The 19,969-nt window shown below is 66.9% G+C and carries 14 protein-coding genes, 2 tRNA genes and 1 riboswitch; of the genes, 13 read left to right on the top strand and 3 right to left on the bottom strand.

From position 1 onward, the window contains the following. Window positions 1–137 precede the first annotated feature (137 nt). The 5 genes from lon to BLQ14_RS08170 all read left to right on the top strand — a co-directional run bounded on the left by lon (window position 138) and on the right by BLQ14_RS08170 (window position 4,188). Window positions 138–2,552: an endopeptidase La gene (gene lon, locus BLQ14_RS08150; RefSeq protein WP_092499998.1), complete on the top strand. Its 2,415-nt coding sequence runs from the start codon at window positions 138–140 to the stop codon at window positions 2,550–2,552. 289 nt (window positions 2,553–2,841) lie between these two features. Continuing rightward, window positions 2,842–3,252 carry an HU family DNA-binding protein gene (locus BLQ14_RS08155; RefSeq protein WP_092500000.1) on the top strand — a complete coding sequence of 137 codons (411 nt, stop codon included), beginning with the start codon at window positions 2,842–2,844 and terminating at the stop codon, window positions 3,250–3,252. 20 nt (window positions 3,253–3,272) lie between these two features. Continuing rightward, window positions 3,273–3,347, top strand: a tRNA-Val gene (locus BLQ14_RS08160). A gap of 144 nt (window positions 3,348–3,491) precedes the next feature. Further along, the gene (locus BLQ14_RS08165) at window positions 3,492–4,070 is read left to right on the top strand and encodes a GNAT family N-acetyltransferase (RefSeq protein ID WP_092500002.1); all 579 of its coding nucleotides are present in this window, start codon (window positions 3,492–3,494) and stop codon (window positions 4,068–4,070) included. Window positions 4,071–4,111: 41 nt separating this feature from the next. Beyond that, window positions 4,112–4,188, top strand: a tRNA-Asp gene (locus tag BLQ14_RS08170). Between the two features lie 242 nt (window positions 4,189–4,430). On the opposite strand, the gene BLQ14_RS08175 is transcribed toward BLQ14_RS08170, so the two are convergent. Beyond that, on the bottom strand, window positions 4,431–5,825 hold the full coding sequence (locus BLQ14_RS08175) for a M20/M25/M40 family metallo-hydrolase (protein ID WP_092500004.1): 1,395 nt from the start codon (window positions 5,823–5,825) through the stop codon (window positions 4,431–4,433). A 230-nt stretch (window positions 5,826–6,055) separates the two neighbouring features. On the opposite strand from BLQ14_RS08175, the gene hemA reads away from it, so the two are divergent. The 3 genes from hemA to ispG all read left to right on the top strand — a co-directional run bounded on the left by hemA (window position 6,056) and on the right by ispG (window position 9,921). Continuing rightward, window positions 6,056–7,279: a 5-aminolevulinate synthase gene (gene hemA, locus BLQ14_RS08180; protein ID WP_092500006.1), complete on the top strand. Its 1,224-nt coding sequence runs from the start codon at window positions 6,056–6,058 to the stop codon at window positions 7,277–7,279. Window positions 7,280–7,388: 109 nt separating this feature from the next. After that, the gene (locus BLQ14_RS08185; RefSeq protein ID WP_092500008.1) at window positions 7,389–8,687 is read left to right on the top strand and encodes a helix-turn-helix domain-containing protein; all 1,299 of its coding nucleotides are present in this window, start codon (window positions 7,389–7,391) and stop codon (window positions 8,685–8,687) included. A 109-nt stretch (window positions 8,688–8,796) separates the two neighbouring features. Further along, entirely contained in the window at window positions 8,797–9,921 is a 1,125-nt protein-coding gene (gene ispG / locus BLQ14_RS08190) for a flavodoxin-dependent (E)-4-hydroxy-3-methylbut-2-enyl-diphosphate synthase (protein WP_092500010.1), read from the top strand. Between the two features lie 33 nt (window positions 9,922–9,954). Here the strand turns inward: ispG and BLQ14_RS08195 are convergent, their stop codons facing one another. Together BLQ14_RS08195 and BLQ14_RS08200 are read right to left on the bottom strand one after the other, a co-directional pair. Next, window positions 9,955–10,710 carry a DsbA family protein gene (locus BLQ14_RS08195; protein WP_092500012.1) on the bottom strand — a complete coding sequence of 252 codons (756 nt, stop codon included), beginning with the start codon at window positions 10,708–10,710 and terminating at the stop codon, window positions 9,955–9,957. Between the two features lie 15 nt (window positions 10,711–10,725). Further along, window positions 10,726–12,090, bottom strand: coding sequence for a M48 family metalloprotease (locus BLQ14_RS08200; protein WP_092500014.1), 1,365 nt, complete (start codon window positions 12,088–12,090; stop codon window positions 10,726–10,728). Between the two features lie 54 nt (window positions 12,091–12,144). On the opposite strand from BLQ14_RS08200, the gene BLQ14_RS08205 reads away from it, so the two are divergent. The 5 genes from BLQ14_RS08205 (at window position 12,145) to metZ (ending at window position 19,873) form a co-directional block, all read left to right on the top strand. Continuing rightward, complete coding sequence (locus BLQ14_RS08205) at window positions 12,145–13,293, top strand: pyridoxal phosphate-dependent aminotransferase (RefSeq protein WP_092500016.1); 1,149 nt, start codon at window positions 12,145–12,147, stop codon at window positions 13,291–13,293. Window positions 13,294–13,364: 71 nt separating this feature from the next. Further along, a complete protein-coding gene (locus BLQ14_RS08210) occupies window positions 13,365–14,591 on the top strand; it encodes an N-acetylmuramoyl-L-alanine amidase (RefSeq protein WP_092500018.1) in 1,227 nt (408 codons plus the stop codon). A 102-nt stretch (window positions 14,592–14,693) separates the two neighbouring features. Then, the gene (locus tag BLQ14_RS08215; RefSeq protein WP_092500020.1) at window positions 14,694–17,222 is read left to right on the top strand and encodes a penicillin-binding protein 1A; all 2,529 of its coding nucleotides are present in this window, start codon (window positions 14,694–14,696) and stop codon (window positions 17,220–17,222) included. A gap of 84 nt (window positions 17,223–17,306) precedes the next feature. Further along, window positions 17,307–18,440, top strand: coding sequence for a peptide chain release factor 2 (gene prfB / locus BLQ14_RS08220; protein ID WP_092500022.1), 1,134 nt, complete (start codon window positions 17,307–17,309; stop codon window positions 18,438–18,440). Between the two features lie 110 nt (window positions 18,441–18,550). Next, a riboswitch (SAM riboswitch) is annotated at window positions 18,551–18,629 on the top strand. A 53-nt stretch (window positions 18,630–18,682) separates the two neighbouring features. Next, window positions 18,683–19,873, top strand: a complete 1,191-nt coding sequence (metZ, locus tag BLQ14_RS08225; protein WP_092500024.1) for an O-succinylhomoserine sulfhydrylase — start codon at window positions 18,683–18,685, stop codon at window positions 19,871–19,873. The last annotated feature ends 96 nt before the right edge of the window (window positions 19,874–19,969 follow it).

Here is a 19,969-nt window from a genome sequence, read left to right on the forward strand (position 1 = left end):
GCACAATCGGTGCAACCACGCACTGCGGAAGCGGTTGAAAATTGGGGCTCTCGCCCCCAGATAGAGGCCATCACCGGGGAAGGCCGGAGGCTGCCGCATGACGGGGCCCGTACCTTCCTGCCAATCGAGGAAAGAGCATGTCCGATCACCCCACTCATACCTATCCCGTGCTGCCGCTGCGCGACATCGTGGTGTTTCCACACATGATCGTGCCGCTCTTCGTCGGGCGCGAGAAATCGGTGCGCGCGCTCGAGGAGGTGATGCAGGACGACAAGCAGATTCTGCTGGCGAGCCAGATCGATCCCGCGCAGGACGATCCTGGCACCGACGGAATTTATCGCACCGGCGTTCTGGCCAATGTCCTGCAGCTCCTCAAGCTGCCCGACGGCACCGTGAAGGTGCTGGTCGAAGGCCGCACGCGCGTTGCGATCACCGAATTCGTGCCGAATGACGAGTTCTTCGAGGCGGTTGCCGTCGAGCTTCAGGAGGAGCTTGGCGACGAGGCGGCCGTGAAGGCGCTGGTCAAGTCAGTCTCGGAGGAATTCGAGCGTTACGCCAAGATCAAGGGCAACATCCCCGAGGAGGCGCTTGCCGCCGTTGCCCAGACGCGCGAGCCCGACCGGCTGGCCGATCTGGTGGCGGGGCATCTTGGCGTCGAAGTCGAGAAGAAGCAGGAGCTTCTGGAGACGCTCAACATCGCCGAGCGGCTGGAGAAGATCTATGGCCTGATGCAGGGCGAGATCTCCGTTCTCCAAGTGGAGAAGAAGATCAAGAGCCGCGTCAAGAGCCAGATGGAGCGCACCCAGCGCGAGTACTATCTCAACGAGCAGATGAAGGCGATCCAGCGCGAGCTGGGTGAAGGCGACGAGGGCCAGAACGAGATCGCCGAGCTCGAGGAGAAGATCAAGAACACCAAGCTCTCCAAGGAGGCGCGCGAGAAGGCCGAGCTGGAGCTGAAGAAGCTCAAGTCGATGTCGCCGATGTCGGCCGAGGCCACGGTGGTGCGCAACTACCTTGACTGGCTGCTGTCCCTGCCGTGGGGCAAGAAGTCCCGCGTCAAGAAGGATCTCGTGCGGGCGCGGAAGATCCTCGACGAGGATCATTACGGGCTCGACAAGGTCAAGGAGCGGATCATCGAGTATCTCGCCGTCCAGCAGCGCTCGAAGAAGCTGAAGGGGCCGATCATGTGCCTCGTCGGCCCGCCGGGCGTGGGCAAGACGAGCCTCGGCAAGTCGGTGGCGCGCGCCACGGGGCGCGAGTTCATCCGCATCAGCCTTGGCGGGGTGCGCGATGAAAGCGAGATCCGCGGGCACCGGCGCACCTACATCGGCTCGATGCCGGGCAAGATCATCCAGGCGCTTCGCAAGGCGAAGACCACCAACCCGGTGATCGTGCTCGACGAGATCGACAAGATGGGCCGCGACTTCCGGGGCGACCCGGCGGCGGCGCTCTTGGAGGTGCTCGACCCCGAGCAGAACTCGAGCTTCGTCGATCACTATCTGGAGGTGGAGTATGACCTGTCCGATGTCATGTTCATCGCGACGGCCAACTCCTACAACATCCCCGAGCCGCTTCTGGACCGGATGGAGATCATTCCGCTCGCGGGCTACACCGAGGATGAGAAGCTCCAGATCGCCAAGCGCCATCTGATCCCCAAGCAGATGAAGAACCACGGGCTCAAGCCCAAGGAGTTCTCCATCACCGACGAGGCGCTGGTCGCGATCATCCGCACCTACACCCGCGAGGCGGGGGTGCGGAACCTCGAGCGCGAGATCGCCAAGCTCTGCCGCAAGGCCGTCACCAAGCTCGTCAAGGGCGAGGTGGACAAGGTGGAGATCACGCCGGATGTCCTTGAGGAATATCTCGGCGTGCCGCGCTACCGCTACGGCCTGGCCGAGAAGGAGGACCAGATCGGCGTGGTCACCGGGCTTGCCTGGACGAGCGTCGGTGGCGATCTGCTCTCCATCGAGGCGTTGCGGCTGCCGGGCAAGGGCCGGATCAAGGCCACCGGCAAGCTCGGCGAGGTGATGAAGGAGTCGATCGACGCTGCCTCGAGCTACGTGCGCGCCATTGCGCCGCAGATCGGGATCAAGCCGACCCAGTTCGAGCACTGGGACATCCACGTCCACGTGCCCGAGGGGGCGACGCCCAAGGACGGGCCTTCGGCCGGCATCGCGATGGTCACCGCCATCGTCTCGGTGCTGACGCAAATCCCCGTGCGCAAGGATGTCGCCATGACCGGCGAGATCACGCTCAGGGGCAACGTGCTGGCGATCGGCGGGCTGAAGGAGAAGCTCCTCGCGGCTCTGCGGGGCGGCATCAAGACGGTGCTGATTCCCAAGGAGAACGAGAAGGATCTCGCCGAGATCCCCGACAACGTGAAGGAGGGGCTGGAGATCATTCCGATCTCCCATGTCTCCGAGGCGCTGAAGATCGCGCTCACGCGCCAGCCCGAGCCCATCGAATGGGACGAGGCTGCCGAGGCCGAGGCGGCTGCCGCCAAGGCGAAGGCCGCGGCAGCCGAGGAGGGCACCACCACGATCGCGCACTGAGCCGCAACCGGGCCGGCAGTCGGCCCGAAGCGGGGGTCACGAGAAGGACCGGATGCGATTTTCCGCACCCGGTCCTTTTCGTCTTTTGGTGATCCGTCAACAGGCAAGCTCCCGCCACTGCGGACGCTGCCTGCTCCAGGTCTCGCATCGCCATCGAGCGCCGCCTGCGGAACGGCGCCCGGCAGGCCCCCGACTTTCGTCGCCGTTGCCCGAGGCCTGTGGACGAAATGGCGTCTCCGCAGTAGCATTCGACCGACCCGGCGAAGGGGCATGAGGGAGAGCAGAAGCCATGGCAACGAGACGGAAAGCGCCGCGCGGCGGCACCGAAAAGGCCGCGGAAGTCGCGATCGAGCCGACCGAAGACGCGGCGGCGCCCGCGGAGGAGGGCGCGGTCCAGCCCGCACAGAAGCCGGCGGTGACCAAGCGCGATCTTGTCGCGCGGGTGGCGGAGTTGGCAGGCGTCAAGCGCCGCGTGGCGCGGCCGGTCGTCGAAGCCGTTCTGGCCGAACTGGGCAACGCGCTTTCGCGCGGAGAAGAGCTCAACCTGCGGCCCCTTGGGCGCGCCAGCGTCAACCGCGTGCGCGAGGGGACAAAGGCGGAAGTGCTGATCGTGAAGCTGCGCCGGGCGCGGGCCGATCTCGAGGTCGGGCCCGAAGGTTCTCCCGATGGCACCGACCCCCTTGCACAGGCTGCCGAGTGACGTTATCTCGACGCGCGGATGGGTGATTAGCTCAGTGGTAGAGCGCTTCGTTCACATCGAAGATGTCGGCGGTTCGAATCCGTCATCACCCACCACTCAATCCTTTGCACACCCTCAAGGGGGCAGCAGGCCGAGGCGGTTGTTGCCAGTCGCCTGAAGTCGATCTTCAATGCTTGCGCTCACGTGGTGGCATGCCGCGCGTTGGCGTGAAATGTCCCTGAAAAGGAGACTGCCGCTCAATGTCCGTTGCCATATCGAATGATCTCGTCCTGCGCTCCGCACGGCCGCAGGATCTCACGGCCATTGCACGCCTTCAGGCGGCCAGCTGGCGCGATGCTTACGCCGGGCTTCTTCCGGCGGAGTTCCTCGGCCCTTCGCTTGACGAGAGGCTGGGTGCGCATTGGGCGCGGCTCCCGGGGGCGGGCTGGCGGGTCGAGCTGGCGGAGCTTGGCGGCGAGATCGCCGGTTTCGCGGCGGCGCGGCTCGAGGCCGAGGGGCCGGAGCACAGCTATCTGGACAACCTGCACGTCGCGCCTGCCCTTCGGCGCGGCGGGGTGGGGCGAATCCTGCTGCGGCATGTGGCCGCGCGCCTCCTCGAATCGGGGCAGCGCTCGATGCACCTGACGGTGCTGGAAGGAAACGCGCGCGCCCGCGCCTTCTACGCCGCGATGGGTGGCCGTGAGGGGCCCCTGACCACCGACGAAATGCATGGACTGACAGTCCCCGTGCATCGCGTGGACTGGGACGATCTGGCCGATCTGGCTGGTGTCGGCATCGCGGATGGGGAAAAGCGAAAAAACCGCCCTCGCCCCGCTTGACGAGGCCCAAACTTGGGCCTAGAAGGCAGCCCACGCAGCGGGCGGTTGTAGCTCAGTCGGTTAGAGTACCGGCCTGTCACGCCGGGGGTCGCGGGTTCGAGTCCCGTCAACCGCGCCACTGCTGCGTCTCCCAGCAAGTAAAGAGTGTGTCCCGGCAGCCAGGCGTCAGGCCGCTTGCATGCCATGAAGTCGCGCTGTCTTCATGCCCCAACGGGTTTCTTCCGGTGCACGGGCAGCGCTGCCGCAGCGGGGACGACCGCTTGAGACGGGCGCAGATGCGCCCCAAGTCGCCGGTCCTGCCCGGGCATTGGGCGGGAAGCGATTCGGGGCGCGTATTCATCCGCCGCGAGACACGCGTGGTCAGCGCGGTTCCATGCTGAGGGCATGCAGAACGCGTGCCCAGCTCCGCGCGCCACGGTGAAAGCTCGACAGGTGATACTTTTCGTTCGGGCTGTGGATGTTGTCGTCGTCGCGCCCGAAGCCGATCAGCAGGGAATTCATGCCGAGGATCGACTGGAAATACCCCGCGATCGGAATCGAGCCGCCGCAACCGATGAAGGCGGCGGGTTTGGGCCATTCGGCGCCGAGAGCCCTGCGGGCGGCTTCGAAGGCGGGGTCGTCTGCAGGCATCTGACAGGCCGGTGAAGCGCCGTGGTCGGCGAATTCGGCCGTGCAGTCGGCCGGCAACATTCCTTGCACCATGGCCCGGAAATTCCGGCGGATCTTGTGCGGGTCCTGCTCCCCCACCAGCCGGAAGCTCAGCTTGGCCGAGGCGCGTGCGGGCAACACCGTCTTGAAGCCGGGGCCTTCGTAGCCGCCCGAGATGCCGTTGACGTCACAGCTCGGGCGCGACCAGATCATTTCGAGCGGCATGCGGTCACGCTCCCCGGCCGGCTCCGAAAGCCCGACCGCGCCAAGAAACTTTCGGGCATCGAATCCCAGCGCCTGCCATTGTTCGCGAATCGCCGCGGGCAACTCGGAAACGCCCTCGTAGAAGCCCGGTACGGTGATGCGCCCCTCGTCATCGTGCAGCGCTGCGATGATGCGAGACAGGACGTGGATCGGGTTCCGGGCAATGCCGCCATACATGCCCGAGTGCAGGTCCCGGTCTGCCGCGCTGATGGTCACCTCCTCGCCCAGAAGCCCCCTGAGCATGGTGGTGATCGCGGGGGTATCGTTGTCGAACAGCCCCGTGTCGCAGATGAGTGCCAGATCGCCCCTGAGCTCGTCGGCATTCGCCTCGAGGAAGGGCACGAGCGAGGGCGAGCCCGACTCCTCTTCACCTTCGAAGTGAAAGGTGACTGCGGCGGGAAGCGCGCCATGCACCTCAACCCACGCGCGGGCCGCTTCGACAAAGGTCATCAGCTGGCCCTTGTCGTCGGAAGCGCCACGAGCGCGGATCACCTTGCCCTCGGGCGTCTCCTCTATGGCCGGATCAAAGGGGTCACGATGCCACAGCTCGATCGGATCGACCGGCTGCACGTCGTAATGGCCGTAGAAGACCAGGCGGCGCGGCCCCTCGCCGCCGTGTCCGACCACCATCGGGTGGCCGGGGGTGGCGCGGGCCGATGCCGCCACGCCGAAGCTCTCGAGATCGGCCACGAGCCACTCGGCAGCACGCCGGCAATCCTCCGCATGGGCCGGATCGGTGGAGATGGAAGGGATTCGCAGCAGATCCATGAGGCGCTCGAGCGCGGCATCGAGATTGGCGTCGATTCGCTCCAGGACCGGGTAAAGAGGGGAGGCATCGTTCATTCTGGCTGGACCTTCCGGCATGCTGAACCTAACTGAAGCCGCAAGCGGCGCCACAAGCCTAGCACCGGGCTGTGTGCTGTCCAGCAAGGGCCGGGGCGGTAAAATCCCTGTGCGACTTGACACAGATCATGGACTCGCAGCGTCAAAACGTATCAGTTTGTGAATGCGTTGGTGCACGCAAGGCCGCGGCCTGCTAGAGGCAGGCGAGGGAAAACGCTGGAGGTTCGACGGTGGACTACGAAGCCAAGCTCGATTCCGCGCTGCAGAGACTGCATGACGAAGGACGCTATCGGACCTTCATCGACATCGAGCGCCGGCGGGGGCACTACCCGCATGCCACATGGACCCGCCCGGACGGCACCGAGCGGCCGATCACCGTTTGGTGCGGCAACGACTATCTCGGAATGGGCCAGCACCCCGTGGTGCTCGAGGCAATGCACGAGGCGATCGACCGCACCGGTGCGGGCTCGGGCGGCACGCGCAACATCTCCGGCACCACCATCTATCACAAGCGCCTCGAGGCGGAGCTTGCCGACCTGCACGGGAAGGAAGCGGCGCTTCTGTTCACCTCGGCCTACATCGCCAATGACGCGACGCTCTCGACCCTGCCCAAACTGTTTCCGGGGCTGATCATCTATTCGGACGAGCTCAACCACGCCTCGATGATCGAGGGCATCCGCCGCAATGGCGGCGCCAAGCGCATCTTCCGTCACAACGATGTGGCGCATCTGCGCGAGCTACTGGCCGCCGATGACCCCGAGGCGCCCAAGTTGATCGCCTTCGAGTCCGTCTACTCGATGGATGGCGACTTCGGGCCCATCGAGCAGATCTGCGACCTGGCAGACGAGTTCGGCGCGCTGACCTATCTCGACGAGGTGCATGCGGTGGGGATGTACGGGCCGCGGGGCGGCGGCGTCAGCGAGCGGGACGGGCTCGCGCACCGCATCGACATCATCAACGGCACGCTTGGCAAGGCCTTCGGTGTGCATGGCGGCTACATCGCCGCGTCGTTCAAGATGTGCGACGCCATCCGCTCCTATGCGCCGGGCTTCATCTTCACCACGTCGCTGCCACCTGCCGTTGCCGCAGGTGCCGCGGCGAGCGTGCGCTATCTGAAGACGGCGCAGGAGCTGCGCGACAGGCACCAGGCGCAGGCGCGGATCCTCAAGGCGCGGCTGAAGGGGCTTGGCCTGCCAATCATCGATCACGGCAGCCACATCGTGCCCGTGATCGTGGGCGATCCCGTGCACACCAAGAAAATCTCCGACATGCTGGTTGAGGATTACGGCATCTACGTGCAGCCGATCAATTTCCCCACGGTGCCGCGCGGAACCGAGCGGCTGCGCTTCACCCCGTCGCCGGTGCATGGCCCCGAGGAGATGGACAAGCTGGTTCGCGCGCTCGACGCGCTGTGGTCGCATTGCGCGTTGAACCGCAAGCAGCTCAGCGCCTGATTCCGGCAATAGGTGATTTCCCGCTGGACCTGTGATAGGCTCTTGGTCATAGCTCACGGCGGCGTTAGAATCGCCGAAGAAAAGAGGCACCAGCAGCGGGGCAGGTGGCATGATCGGGCGCAGGTCCGAACCTCCCGTAGAGCACGAGGTTCCGAGGCCCAAGGGCTTCGATGACTTCGAGTTGCGGATCGGCGACATCCTGCGCGGCGAGCGCGCCACGCTCGGCAAGTCGCTGCTCGATGTCCAGCGCGAGCTGCGCATCAAGGCCGCCTATATCGCCGCGATAGAGAATGCCGATCCGAGCGTCTTCGAGACCCCCGGATTCGTTGCCGGCTATGTGCGCTCCTATGCCCGCTATCTCGGCCTCGATCCCGAGTATGTCTTTGCCAAGTTCTGCGAGGAATCGGGATTTCGGACGTCGCACGGCCTGTCACCTGCGGCCTCGAGGACCCCGGCCCGGGCGCGAGCCGAGGCGGCGGCGGCGCGCCGGGCGCGCGCGGCCCGGCCGCGCGACCCGTTGGCCGAACCGAACACGCCGTTCACGCCCAGGCGGGAGCCGTTCTGGTCGCAGCTAGAGCCGGGCGCCATCGGCTCGATGCTGGTTCTGGTGGTTCTGACACTTGGCCTCGGCTATGGCGGATGGTGGATCCTGCAGGAGATCCAGCGTGTCCGCCTCGCGCCGGTCGAGGCGAGCCCGGGCATCGCCACGGAGATCGATGGCATGTTGCCCGAGTCCCTCGAGCGAGTCGCCGCGCTGGAGGGGGTTGATCGCGGGCTCGACATTCCGTCCTCGGCGGATGCCTTGAATCGCCTCTACAGGCCGCCGGCGCTCGAGGTGCCGGTGCTGACCCCGCGCGATGGCCCGATCGCCGCGGTCGATCCCGCCTCGACGGGGGCGCTTGCCGGTGTGGTTGCAAGACCGCAGCTGCCGCAGATGCAGGCCGATGCCGCCCGCGACAGCGCGCAGAGGACGCCGGACGACGCCGTCGAGCGCGCCATTGCCGACGCGCTCGGGTTCGCGGCCGCGGAGACGGACGACGTCCAGGTCATGGCAGAGGCGGCGCCCGAGGTGGTGATGTTCGCGGTTCGCCCGTCATGGGTGCGGGTGAGCGCGCCTGACGGTACGGTGCTGTTCGAGAAAATCCTCGATGCGGGCGAACGCTATGTGCTGCCGCCCACCGAGGAGCCGCCCCTGCTGAGGGCAGGCAACGCGGGATCGGTCTACTTCGCCATCGCCGGCAAGACCTATGGTCCGGCCGGAAAAGGGCCCTCCGTGGTCAAGAACGTCGCGCTTGCCCCCGAAGCCCTGCGCGAGGCCTATCCGGTTGCCGATCTGGCGCGTGACCGGGATCTCGCGAAATACGTCGAGGTTGCCGAGGCGGAGTCGCTTGGCGCAGGCGGAAACTGAGGCGCCGCGGCGCCCGGATCGGCAGAGCCGTCAAGGCATGTGTCGTTGCACGTGACGGGCCTCTGACCTATGTGAGCGGCGCACACCCGCGCAAGCAAGGCCAGCGCCCATGACCCACAATCCCATTCGCCCCTGGCGCAACATCGAACGGCGGCGTTCGCGGCAAATCTTCGTGGGCAATGTCCCCGTCGGTGGCGACGCGCCGATCTCGGTGCAGACCATGACCAACACGGACACGCGTGACGTGGCCGCCACGGTGGCGCAGGTGCAGGCCTGTGCCGAGGCCGGCGCCGACATCGTGCGCGTCTCCACCCCCGACGAGGCTTCGACGCGGGCACTGCGCGAGATCGTGCGCGAGAGTCCGGTGCCGATCGTCGCCGACATCCACTTTCACTACCGCCGTGCCATCGAGGCGGCCGAGGCGGGCGCGGCCTGCCTGCGGATCAATCCGGGCAACATCGGCTCCGAGGAACGCGTGCGCGAGGTCATCGCCGCGGCCCGCGATCACGGTTGCGCCATCCGCATCGGGGTGAATGCCGGCAGTCTCGAGAAGCATCTGCTGGAGAAATACGGCGAGCCCTGCCCCGAGGCGATGGTGGAGTCGGCGCTCGAACACATCCGCATCCTCGAGGAGCACGGGTTTCGCGACTACAAGGTGAGCGTCAAGGCCTCCGACGTGTTCCTTGCCGCCGCCGCCTATCAGGCGCTGGCCGAGGCTACGGACGCGCCCCTGCATCTGGGCATCACCGAGGCCGGCGGGCTTCTCTCGGGCACGGTGAAGTCCGCGATCGGGCTTGGCAGCCTGCTCTGGGCCGGCATCGGCGACACGATCCGCGTCTCGCTGTCGGCCGATCCGGTGGAGGAGGTGCGGGTGGGCTACGAGATTCTCAAGGCGCTGGGGCTCAGGCACCGCGGCGTGAACATCATCTCCTGCCCGTCCTGCGCGCGTCAGGGCTTCGACGTGATCGCCACCGTGGCCGAGCTGGAAAGGCGCCTTGCGCATGTGAAGACACCGATGACGCTGTCGATCATCGGCTGCGTCGTCAACGGCCCCGGCGAGGCATTGATGACCGACATCGGCTTCACCGGGGGCGGTGCCGGGCATGGCATGGTCTATCTCGCGGGCAGACAGAGCCACAAGATGTCCAACGCCGAGATGATCGACCACATTGTCGAGCTGGTGGAGAAGCGCGCCGCCGAAATCGAGGCCGAGACAAAGCAGGCCGCCGAATAGCCTGCCGGGAGGACCGCCCTCCCGAGGGCCATCTCAACCCTCGCCGCGCAGCTCCTCGACAAGAGCCCGCATGTGCTCGAGCGGGGCGTAGCCGCGCAGCATCTGGTCGCCGAAGACGAAGCTTGGCGTGCCGTTGATCTGCAGGCGCTGTGCAAGCCGCCGGTTCTCGGCGATGATGCGCTCGATCTCGGGATTGCTCATCTCGGCAAATATGGCATCGGCATCGAGCCCGAGATGCGCCGCGAGCGCCTTCAGCGAATCCTCGCTGATCTCGCCGCGGAAGGCCATGAGCGCATCGTGCACCTGCCCGTAGGCGGCGTCGCCGGCGACGTTCTTGGTGGCGATCGCAAAGCGCGAGGCCAGCACCGACTGTTCGCCGAGAATCGGGAATTCCTTGACGATGAAGCGGATGTTCCCGTCGCTCTGGAGCAGCTCTTTCACGTCGGGAAAGGCGCGCTTGCAGTAGCCGCAGCGATAGTCGAGGAACTCGACCACCGTCACGTCGCCCTCGGGGTTCCCGCCCACCCAGGACCAGCCGTCATCAAACAGGGCGTCGGCATTCGCGGCGATCAGGGCGGCGTCGTCCGCGGCCTTGCCGGCGGCCTGGCGCTCCTCGAGCACGTTGATCGCCTCGAGCAGCACCTCGGGATTCTCGAGGAGGTAGGCCCGTACCTCGGCGCGGAAGGCGTTGCGCTCGGCATCGCTCATGGCGGAGATGTCGAAGGCCGTGGCCGGTGTCGCTATCGCCGTGGCGGCAACGGCGGCTGCGGTGAGGGTGCGTGCGATCATGTCATCTCCGTCGGTTCACTTGCGGCGCGCGGCTGCTCTTGCCGCATCTAGCACATTCTGGGCGCGGTTCCATCCGCCGCTGCCTCTGGGCAGCTGATCCAGGGCGCGCTTCGCGTGAATGACCGCGGTCTTGAAATCGCCGAGCAAGGCGTAACGCTCTGCCGTGGCGGCCGAGGCAAGGCCGTTCTGCCCCAGCCGGGCGTGGGCAACGGCAAGGTCGCGCAGGAGCCGGGCGTCGAAGGGGTCGCGGGCGCGGGCGCTCTCGAGAACCTGCGCCGCCCGCCGGATGTTCTGGCTGTCGCCCATCGCCAGCAGCGCGCGTCCGTAACCGGCGAGGATCAGCGCATTGCCCGGAGCCAGCTGCACCGCGCGGCGATAGGCGTTCACAGCGGCGGGGAAGCGGCGTGACTCAAGCAGAATCTGTCCCTCGAGTTCGGCTATGAAGGGATCCTGCGGCCGCCGAGCCCTGAGCCGGCCCATCTCCCGCATGGCGGCTTCGGCATCGGCGGAGCGGTGCAGCGCGATGGCCCGCGTCATCAGCGCAATGTCGCTGTCATCGCGCGCCGGTGTCTGGCGCAGCAGGCGCGCGGGATTGCGGGTGAAGGCCGCGAGCTTGGCACGGGCGCGGGCGAACCAGTAATCGGCCTCCGGGTCATCGCGGGCGCGCTCGGCGTAGGCGGCCGCCAGCCCTTCCACGGCGCGGATCCGGTCGCGGGTGAGGGGATGGGTCCGCACGTAGGGATCCTGCCGCGCCTCGGTCAACATCTCCTGGCCGCGGAAGATCTTCAGCACTTCCGCCGCGGCGGCGGGATCGATGCCCTTGGCGATCATGTACCGCACGCCCGACTGATCAGCCGCAGCTTCTTCGGCGCGAGTATGGGCAAAGAACAGCCGTTGAGCACTCGACTGCGTGCCCATCAGAAGCCCGCCGCCCGCCTCGGGCACTCCAGAGGTGGCCGCAACCGCCACCGACAAGATCGCGCCAACCGCGGCGACACCGCGCATGGCGCGCATGTTCGCCATCCGTCGTGCGATGTGCCCGTTGGCGATATGCGCGGCCTCATGGGCCAGAACCGCCTGCAGCTGTTCGGCCCGCTCGAGCCGCAGGATCATTCCCGAATGCACGACGATGAGGCTCGGCGAGGCGACGAAGGCGTTGAACTTGGGGTCCTCGTAGACAAGAACCTGCACGCGGTTGGGGTTCAGGCCGGCGGCCGAGAGCACCGGCTGGGCGAGGCGCGACAGGGCATGTTCGATGTCGGGGTCGCGCACGAGTCCGCCAGCCTCTGCCCGCGGCGTCATCGCGAGAAGGAGAGCGAGCGCAAGCGTCAGCTCAACAAGCCGCGCGGCGCTCGGAAGCGATCGGATGGATGCCGGCATTGACCTTCCGCCATCGGGGGTGCACCTGTCGCCCGGCAGCATAGAGAGGGCGGGATGCGAAACTCAAGGCGCAGCGCGGTCGATCCCTTCATCGTGATGGATGTGATGGAAGCCGCCCGCAGGGCAGAGGAGGCGGGTCGGCACATCATCCACATGGAGGTGGGCCAGCCGGGCACGCCGGCCCCGCGAGGGGCGCGTGCCGCGCTTGCGCGCGCGATGGATAAGAACGCGCTGGGCTACACCGTTGCCCTTGGCCTGCCCGAGCTGCGCAGGCGCATCGCCCGTCTCTATGATGAATGGTACGGGGTCGAGCTTGACCCCGCGCGGGTGATCGTCACCGCCGGCTCCTCGGGGGCGTTCCTTCTGGCCTTCACGGCGCTCTTCGACACCGGCGAGAAGGTGGGCATCGGCGCGCCGGGCTATCCCTCCTACCGCCAGATCCTGCGTGCGCTCGATATCGCGCCCGTCATCATCGAGACCGCGCCGGAGAACCGTTATCAGCCCGTTCCCGCCGACCTGCCTGACGATCTGGCGGGCCTCATGGTCGCTTCGCCCGCCAACCCCTCCGGCACGATGCTGGGCCGCGAGGAACTCGCCGCGCTCATCGGCTGGGCGCATGAGCGCGGGGCGGCGCTGATCTCGGACGAGATCTATCACGGCATCGAATACGAGAAGAAGGCAGTGACCGCGCTGGAAATCAGCGATGAGGTGTATGTCATCAATTCGTTCTCCAAGTATTTTTCCATGACCGGCTGGCGCGTGGGCTGGATGGTGGTGCCGGAGGATCACGTGCGCATCATCGAGCGGCTGGCGCAGAACCTGTTCATCTGCCCACCGCACGCAAGCCAGGTCGCCGCCCTTGCCGCCATCGACTGCCGCGAGGAGCTCGAGGCCAATGTGGCCGTCTATGCCGAGAACCGCCGGCTGATGCTGGAGGGGCTGCCGCGCGCGGGCTTTACCCGCATCGCGCCCCCAGATGGTGCCTTCTACATCTACGCCGATGTCTCGGAGTTTACCGACAACAGCGCCGCCTTTGCCGCGGAGATCCTCGACGAGGCCGGGGTGGCGGTCACGCCAGGGCTTGATTTCGACCCCGTCAGGGGCGCCCATACGTTGCGTTTTTCCTATGCCCGCTCGACCGAGGATATACGGGAAGGGCTCCGCCGGCTCGAGAGCTTCATGGCGGAGCGCAAGTCCGGCTGATGCGGCTTTGCGGCCGCGCCGCCGGCTGCTATGTTGGGCACAAGGCCCCTTCAGAGGCCCGAACGAGGCGCATGAGCAGCATCCGAAACGCCTGTCTTGCGGCGCTTGCCGCGCTTTTCTGTCTCGCCGCGCCGGGGGTGGCGCAGGAGCTCACCGCGCTCGCGCATGTCCGTCCCTCAGACACCACCGCCAAGGCGACTCCCGGCGGCGGGGTGGAGCTTGTGCTCGCCCTTGACCGGCCGGTGCCCTGGCGCGTCTTCACCCTCGATGCGCCACCGCGGCTCGTGCTCGACTTTTCCGAGCTGGACTGGTCGGGGCTTTCGCCCGAAACCATCCGGGCGCGGGGGCTTGGCGAAATTTCCATGGGCCGGTTCCGCCCCGGATGGTCGCGCATGGTGGTTGCCCTCGACGCGCCCCTCGCGATCGCGTCGGCGGCCATGACCACCACCGATGGCGGGGCGGTCGTCACGCTGCGCCTTGACCCGACCGACCCCGAAAGCTTCGCCGCGCGCGCGGGCGCGCCGCCCTCGGCGCTGTTTGCGCTGCCCGAGCCGGTGCGCGATCTGCCGCCCGCCATGCCGCGCCAAAGGGGCGACCGGCCGCTCCGGGTGATGCTCGACCCCGGTCACGGGGGCATCGACCCCGGCGCCGAGCGCGCCGGGCTGCGCGAGGCCGATCTGATGCTCACCTTCGCCCGGGAGCTCGCCGATGTCCTCCGGCGGTCGGGCATGGAGGTGCACCTGACGCGCGAGGCCGACGCGTTCGTGCCCCTCGAGGCGCGTCAGAGTCTCGCCCGTGCCGCAGGGGCCGATGTGTTCATCTCGCTGCATGCCGACGCGCTCGCCGAGGGCAGGGCGCGGGGCGCAACCGTGTACACACTGTCGGAAAGCGCCTCCGATGCCGCCTCCGCGCTTCTGGCCGAGCGCCATGACCGCGCCGATCTTCTTGCCGGGCTCGACCTTTCCAACCATGACGACGTCGTTGCCGATGTGCTGATGGATCTCGCCCGCCTCGAGACCCAGCCGCGCTCCGAGCGGCTTGCCGATGCCATCGTGGCGGCGCTTGGTCGCTCGATCGGCAACCTGCACAAGCGCCCCCGCGGGCACGCGCATTTCTCGGTGCTGAAGGCGCCGGACATCCCCTCCGTGCTGATCGAGCTCGGATTTCTTTCGGACCCGCGCGACCGGGAACGCCTTGCGGATCCGTCATGGCGCCGGCGAGCCGCCGAGGCGATCGGCGAGGCCCTTGCCGAATGGGCGCTGATCGATGCGGCCGAGGCCTCGCTGGTGCGCAAGTAGGCCGCGCCTGGCGGCTCGGTGCCAACCTGCCGCGGTCGTCCTGCCGCTTTTGACCATGCCCGGTCGCACGCCTATATTGCCGCCGTCGGTGAGAGGGTCGTCATGTTCCGTTTCATCCTGTCCGTCCTGGGCGCGCTGTTCAGCGCGGCAACGATCGGCACGGCTTTTGCAGCACTGTCGATCGGCGCCGTGTTCTGGGCCTACGGACGGGATCTGCCGAATCACGAGCAGCTCGCGCAATACGCCCCGCCCACCATCAGCCGCATCTACGACTCCGAGGGCCGGCTCATCGACGAATTCGCCCGCGAGCGCCGGCTTTTCGTGCCGATCGAGGAGATTCCCGATCTGGTCAAGCACGCCTTCATCTCCGCCGAGGACAAGAACTTCTACATCCACAAGGGCTACGATCCGCGCGGCATGATCGCCGCGGCGATTGACGCGTTGCGCGGAGAACGGTTGCGTGGCGCCTCGACCATCACCCAGCAGGTGATGAAGAATTTCCTGCTCTCCTCGGACCGCTCGGCAGAGCGCAAGATCAAGGAGCTGATCCTCGCCACCCGCCTCGAGGAGACACTGTCGAAGGACAAAATTCTGGAACTGTACCTCAACGAGATCTTTCTGGGGCAGAACTCCTTCGGCGTCGCCGCTGCGGCACAGACCTATTTCAACAAGACCCTGGCCGAGCTCACCGCGGCGGAAGCGGCCTATCTGGCGGTCCTGCCCAAGGCCCCGTCAACCTACCACCCGGTGCGCCAGCGCGAACGTGCCATTGCCCGGCGCAATTTCGTGCTGAAGGAGATGTACGAGAACGGCTACATCTCGCAGGCCGAATATGCGCAGGCCATCACCGAGCCGTTGAAGACGGTGCAGAACGGCGACTATCCGCCGTTTCGCGACAGCCTGCCGCCGCGCGACTATTTCACCGACGAGATCCGCCGCCAGCTTTCGCGCGACTTCGGGGCGGAAACCTTCTTCACTGGTGGCCTGACGATCCGGGCCACGGTTGACCCCGAACTGCAGCGCGCCGGGGCAATCGCGCTGCGCCGGGGCCTCGAGAAATACGACCGCGCGCAGGGCATCTGGCGCGGCACGGGAAAGAGCCTCGCCGCCGACGACCTGGCAGACGAAGCGCGCTGGCGCGCGGCCCTGGCCGAGGTCGACGTGCCCCGCGACATCGAGCTTGACGGGCTGTGGCGGCCGGCCGTGGTGCTGGAGCTGGGCCGCAACGATGCGCGCATCGGTATCGAGGGGGTGGCGGAAGATGCCGACGGGCACTGGATCCGCGCCGATGATGTTCAGTGGGCTCGCCCGTTGGGCGAAGACGGCAAGCCGGGGCCAAAGGCGCGGCGGGTGTCCGATCTGCTCAAGGTCGGCGATGTGGTGCTGGTGCGGGAGGTGAAGGGCGAGAACGGCACCCGCACCGGCTGGACACTGCGCCAGGTGCCCGAGATCCAGGGCGCGTTCATGGCCATGGACGTGCACACCGGGCGCGTGCTGGCCATGCAGGGCGGCTTTTCCTACCAGAGTTCGGTGTTCAACCGGGTCACCCAGGCGATGCGGCAGCCGGGCTCCAACTTCAAGCCGTTCGTCTATGCCGCGGCGCTGGACTCGGGGTTCTCTCCGGCGACGATCGTCATCGATGCGCCGATCGAGGTGGAGACCGGCGAAGGCGTTTGGCGGCCGCAGAATGCCTCCGAAAAGTTCTACGGGCCGACGCCGCTCAGGACCGGAATCGAGCAGTCGCGCAACCTGATGACGGTGCGCCTTGCCCAGGAGCTGGGGATGGAGACCGTCGCCGCCTACGCCGAGCGCTTCGGGGTGTACGACGAGATGCAGCCCTATCTGGCCAATGCGCTGGGCGCGCAGGAGACCACCCTTTACCGGATCGTCTCGGCCTACGCGATGTTTGCCAATGGCGGCCAGCGGGTGGAGCCGACGCTGGTGGACCGCGTGCAGGACCGCTGGGGGCGCACGGTCTATCGCCATGACACCCGCAAATGCCTCGACTGTCAGGTTGCCGCCCTCGAGCCGGGGCGCGGCCCGCGGATCGAGACAACCCGGCGCCGCGTGATCGACGCAATCACCGCCTACCAGCTGACCTCGATGATGGAGGGGGTGGTCAAGCGCGGCACCGCTGCGGGGATCGTCACCCTTGATGTGCCGGTGGCCGGCAAGACCGGCACCACGAACGACGCCCGCGACGTGTGGTTCACGGGCTTCACCTCGAATATCGCCGCCGGATGCTACATGGGCTTCGATCAGCCTCGCTCGCTCGGAAGAAGCGCCTATGGCGGCACCATGTGCGGGCCGGTCTTCGACGAGTTCATGGAGGTTGCGACGGCGAAATACGGTGGCGGGCCGTTCAAGGTGCCGCCGGGGGGGCACTTCATCAAGATCGACCGCTACTCCGGCGCCCGCCTGCCCGACGATGCGGAAGGGCCCAATGTGGTGGCCGAATATTTCCGCGACGGCGAGGAGCCTTTTGTCAGCGTCATCGATGGGGGGTGGGCGATGGGCTCGAACCTGCCGTTGTATCTGCCCGAGGAAGGCGGCGCCCCGGCTTCCGGCGAAGGCGGAGGCGTTCCGGCCAAGGCGGATTTCGGCACGCTCTCCTCCGGCGGACTGTACTGACGGCTCGCCGCGCGCCCGCTTGAAGGCGAAGGGCGCGGGCGTTATCTGCTGCTTCACCTCCCGAACCGGCCGAGAGACAGGAACATGCGCGCCGAAGCTCAGAATACGGTGGATGCGATCAGGAAGTCGCTGGAGCTGCTCAAGCAGCGCATTGGCTGGGAAACTGCGGCCCATCGGCTCGAGGAATTCAACGCGATGGTGGAGGATCCCACGCTCTGGGACGATCCCGCGCGTGCCCAGAAACTCATGCGCGAGCGCCAGGCGCTCGTCGACTCTGTCGAGACGGTGAAGGCGATCGAGCAGGAGCTTTCCGACAACGTCGAGCTGATCGAACTTGGCGAGGCCGAGGGCGACGAAGAGGTCGTGGCCGAGGCCGAGGAGGCGCTGAAGGCTCTCAGGAAGCGCGCGGAAGAGAAGGAGATCGAGGCGCTGCTGTCCGGCGAGGCCGATGCCAACGACTGCTATCTGGAAATCAACGCAGGTGCCGGCGGCACCGAAAGCTGCGACTGGGCGGCGATGCTCGCGCGCATGTATGTGCGCTGGGCCGAAAAGCACGGCTATTCCGTCGAGCTGATCGCCGAGAACCCGGGCGAGGAGGCCGGGATCAAGTCGGTGGTCTACAAGGTTGTCGGCCCCAACGCCTACGGGTGGCTGAAGACGGAATCCGGCGTCCACCGGCTGGTGCGCATCTCGCCATTCGACAGTTCCGCGCGCCGGCACACCTCTTTTGCCAGCGTCTGGGTCTATCCGGTCGTCGATGACAACATCGAGATCGAGATCAACCCCGCGGACATTCGCATCGACACATTCCGCTCCTCGGGCGCCGGTGGCCAGCACGTGAACACCACCGATTCGGCGGTGCGGATCACCCACCTTCCCACCGGCATCGTGGTGACGAGTTCGGAGAAGTCCCAGCACCAGAACCGCGAGATCGCCATGAAGGCGCTGAAGTCGCGGCTCTACCAGCTTGAACTCGACAAGCGCAACCAGGCCATCGCCGAGGCCCATGAGGCCAAGGGCGAGGCGGCCTGGGGCAACCAGATCCGTTCCTATGTTCTGCAGCCCTATCAGATGGTGAAGGATCTGCGCACCGGGGTCGAGACATCGGACACGCAAGGTGTGCTTGACGGGGATCTCGACCAGTTCATGGCCGCGGCGCTTGCCAAGGACGTTGCAGGCAAGAGCCGCAGCGAGGCGGCGGCGTCTGCCCAGGCGTGAGGCGGCGGGCCGGAACGGCCGCCTGTGGCGGCCGTGCCTGCGGCGCGGGTATTTTCACCAGGGTGATCGGGCGAGAGGCGCTGTTGACGCTGGCGCGTGTCCGGCTTATGCGGAGCGCACGTGGCGATTTGTTCACCGGATTGCGGGCCACGTAAAACAAGCCGCTAAAGAGGTCTGGGCAACATCGACCCCCGACGCTCTTCGCGGTGGGGGTCTTTTGTTGTGCGCAATGGAGGCGCAGCATGACGGAACGCGGGCAGTCCAGGCGCACCAGGGCCATCCATGCCGGTATCCGGCGCAGTGGCTATGGCGAGGTGGCCGAGGCGATCTTTCTCACTCAGGGCTTCGTCTACGACAGCGCCGAGAAGGCCGAGGCGCGGTTCATCGAGGCGGGACCGGACGAGTTCATCTACGCCCGCTACGGCAACCCCACGGTGCGCATGTTCGAAGAGCGCATGGCCGCTCTCGAAGGCGCGGAGGACGCGTTTGCCACGGCCTCGGGCATGGCGGCGGTCAACGGCGCGCTGATGTGTCAGCTGGCCGCCGGTGACCGGGTGGTGGCGAGCCGTGCGCTGTTCGGCTCCTGCCTCTACATTCTCGAGGACATCCTGCCGCGTTTCGGAGTGGAGGTCGTGCTTGTGGACGGCACCGATCTCGAGGCCTGGCGGACGGCGCTCGCGCCGGGCGCGCGGGCGGTGTTTCTCGAGTCGGTCGCCAACCCCACCCTCGACATCATCGACATCGCCGCCGTCTCGGCGCTGGCCCATGATGCGGGCGCCTGCGTGATCGTCGATAATGTCTTTGCCACGCCCGTCTTCTCCCGGGCGCTCGATCATGGGGCGGACGTGGTCGTGTATTCCACGACCAAGCATGTGGACGGGCAGGGGCGCTGTCTGGGCGGGGTGGTGCTGGGAAGCCGCGACTTCATCCGCAAGCGGCTCGAGCCCTATCTCAAGCACACTGGCGGGGCCATGAGCCCGTTCAACGCCTGGGTGATGCTCAAGGGGCTGGAAACGCTCGATCTGCGCGTGCGCGCGCAGGCGCAGGCGGCGCTGGAGCTTGCGCGCGGGCTCGAGGGGCATCCGGCGCTTGCGCGGGTGATCTATCCGGGCCTGCCGTCACACCCTCAGCACGCGCTCGCGGTCCGGCAGATGCCGGAGGGGCAGGGAACCGTCTTCTCGATCGACGTGAAGGGCGGCAAGGAAGGCGCCTTCCGCTTCATCAATGCGCTCGAGATCTTCACGATCTCGAACAATCTGGGCGATGCGAAATCCATCGTGACCCATCCCGCGACCACGACCCATCAGCGCCTGTCAGAAGAGACGCGGGCGGCGCTTGGCATCACGCCGGGTCTGGTGCGCATTTCGGTCGGGCTCGAGGACCCGGCCGACCTCGCCGCCGATCTGGCGCGCGGACTGGCCGCGGTCGGGTGATCCGCCCGGCGGCGCAGCCCGTATGAGAAGCGGGTTGCGTATGAGGAATGGAAATTCGTCCATCTGTCTCATATCTTCACCCGGTGCGACACGAGG

The sequence above is a fragment of the Meinhardsimonia xiamenensis genome (assembly GCF_900102905.1).
GTDB lineage: Bacteria > Pseudomonadota > Alphaproteobacteria > Rhodobacterales > Rhodobacteraceae > Meinhardsimonia > Meinhardsimonia xiamenensis.

Excerpts from the sequence above, each read along its gene's own strand:
- lon (WP_092499998.1), top strand. The coding sequence starts at position 138 with ATGTCCGATCACCCCACTCATACCTATCCCGTGCTGCCGCTGCGCGAC.
- BLQ14_RS08155 (WP_092500000.1), top strand. The coding sequence starts at position 2,842 with ATGGCAACGAGACGGAAAGCGCCGCGCGGCGGCACCGAAAAGGCCGCG.
- BLQ14_RS08165 (WP_092500002.1), top strand. The coding sequence starts at position 3,492 with ATGTCCGTTGCCATATCGAATGATCTCGTCCTGCGCTCCGCACGGCCG.
- BLQ14_RS08175 (WP_092500004.1), bottom strand. The coding sequence starts at position 5,825 with ATGAACGATGCCTCCCCTCTTTACCCGGTCCTGGAGCGAATCGACGCC.
- BLQ14_RS08185 (WP_092500008.1), top strand. The coding sequence starts at position 7,389 with ATGATCGGGCGCAGGTCCGAACCTCCCGTAGAGCACGAGGTTCCGAGG.
- ispG (WP_092500010.1), top strand. The coding sequence starts at position 8,797 with ATGACCCACAATCCCATTCGCCCCTGGCGCAACATCGAACGGCGGCGT.
- BLQ14_RS08195 (WP_092500012.1), bottom strand. The coding sequence starts at position 10,710 with ATGATCGCACGCACCCTCACCGCAGCCGCCGTTGCCGCCACGGCGATA.
- BLQ14_RS08200 (WP_092500014.1), bottom strand. The coding sequence starts at position 12,090 with ATGCCGGCATCCATCCGATCGCTTCCGAGCGCCGCGCGGCTTGTTGAG.
- BLQ14_RS08205 (WP_092500016.1), top strand. The coding sequence starts at position 12,145 with ATGCGAAACTCAAGGCGCAGCGCGGTCGATCCCTTCATCGTGATGGAT.
- BLQ14_RS08210 (WP_092500018.1), top strand. The coding sequence starts at position 13,365 with ATGAGCAGCATCCGAAACGCCTGTCTTGCGGCGCTTGCCGCGCTTTTC.
- BLQ14_RS08215 (WP_092500020.1), top strand. The coding sequence starts at position 14,694 with ATGTTCCGTTTCATCCTGTCCGTCCTGGGCGCGCTGTTCAGCGCGGCA.
- prfB (WP_092500022.1), top strand. The coding sequence starts at position 17,307 with ATGCGCGCCGAAGCTCAGAATACGGTGGATGCGATCAGGAAGTCGCTG.
- metZ (WP_092500024.1), top strand. The coding sequence starts at position 18,683 with ATGACGGAACGCGGGCAGTCCAGGCGCACCAGGGCCATCCATGCCGGT.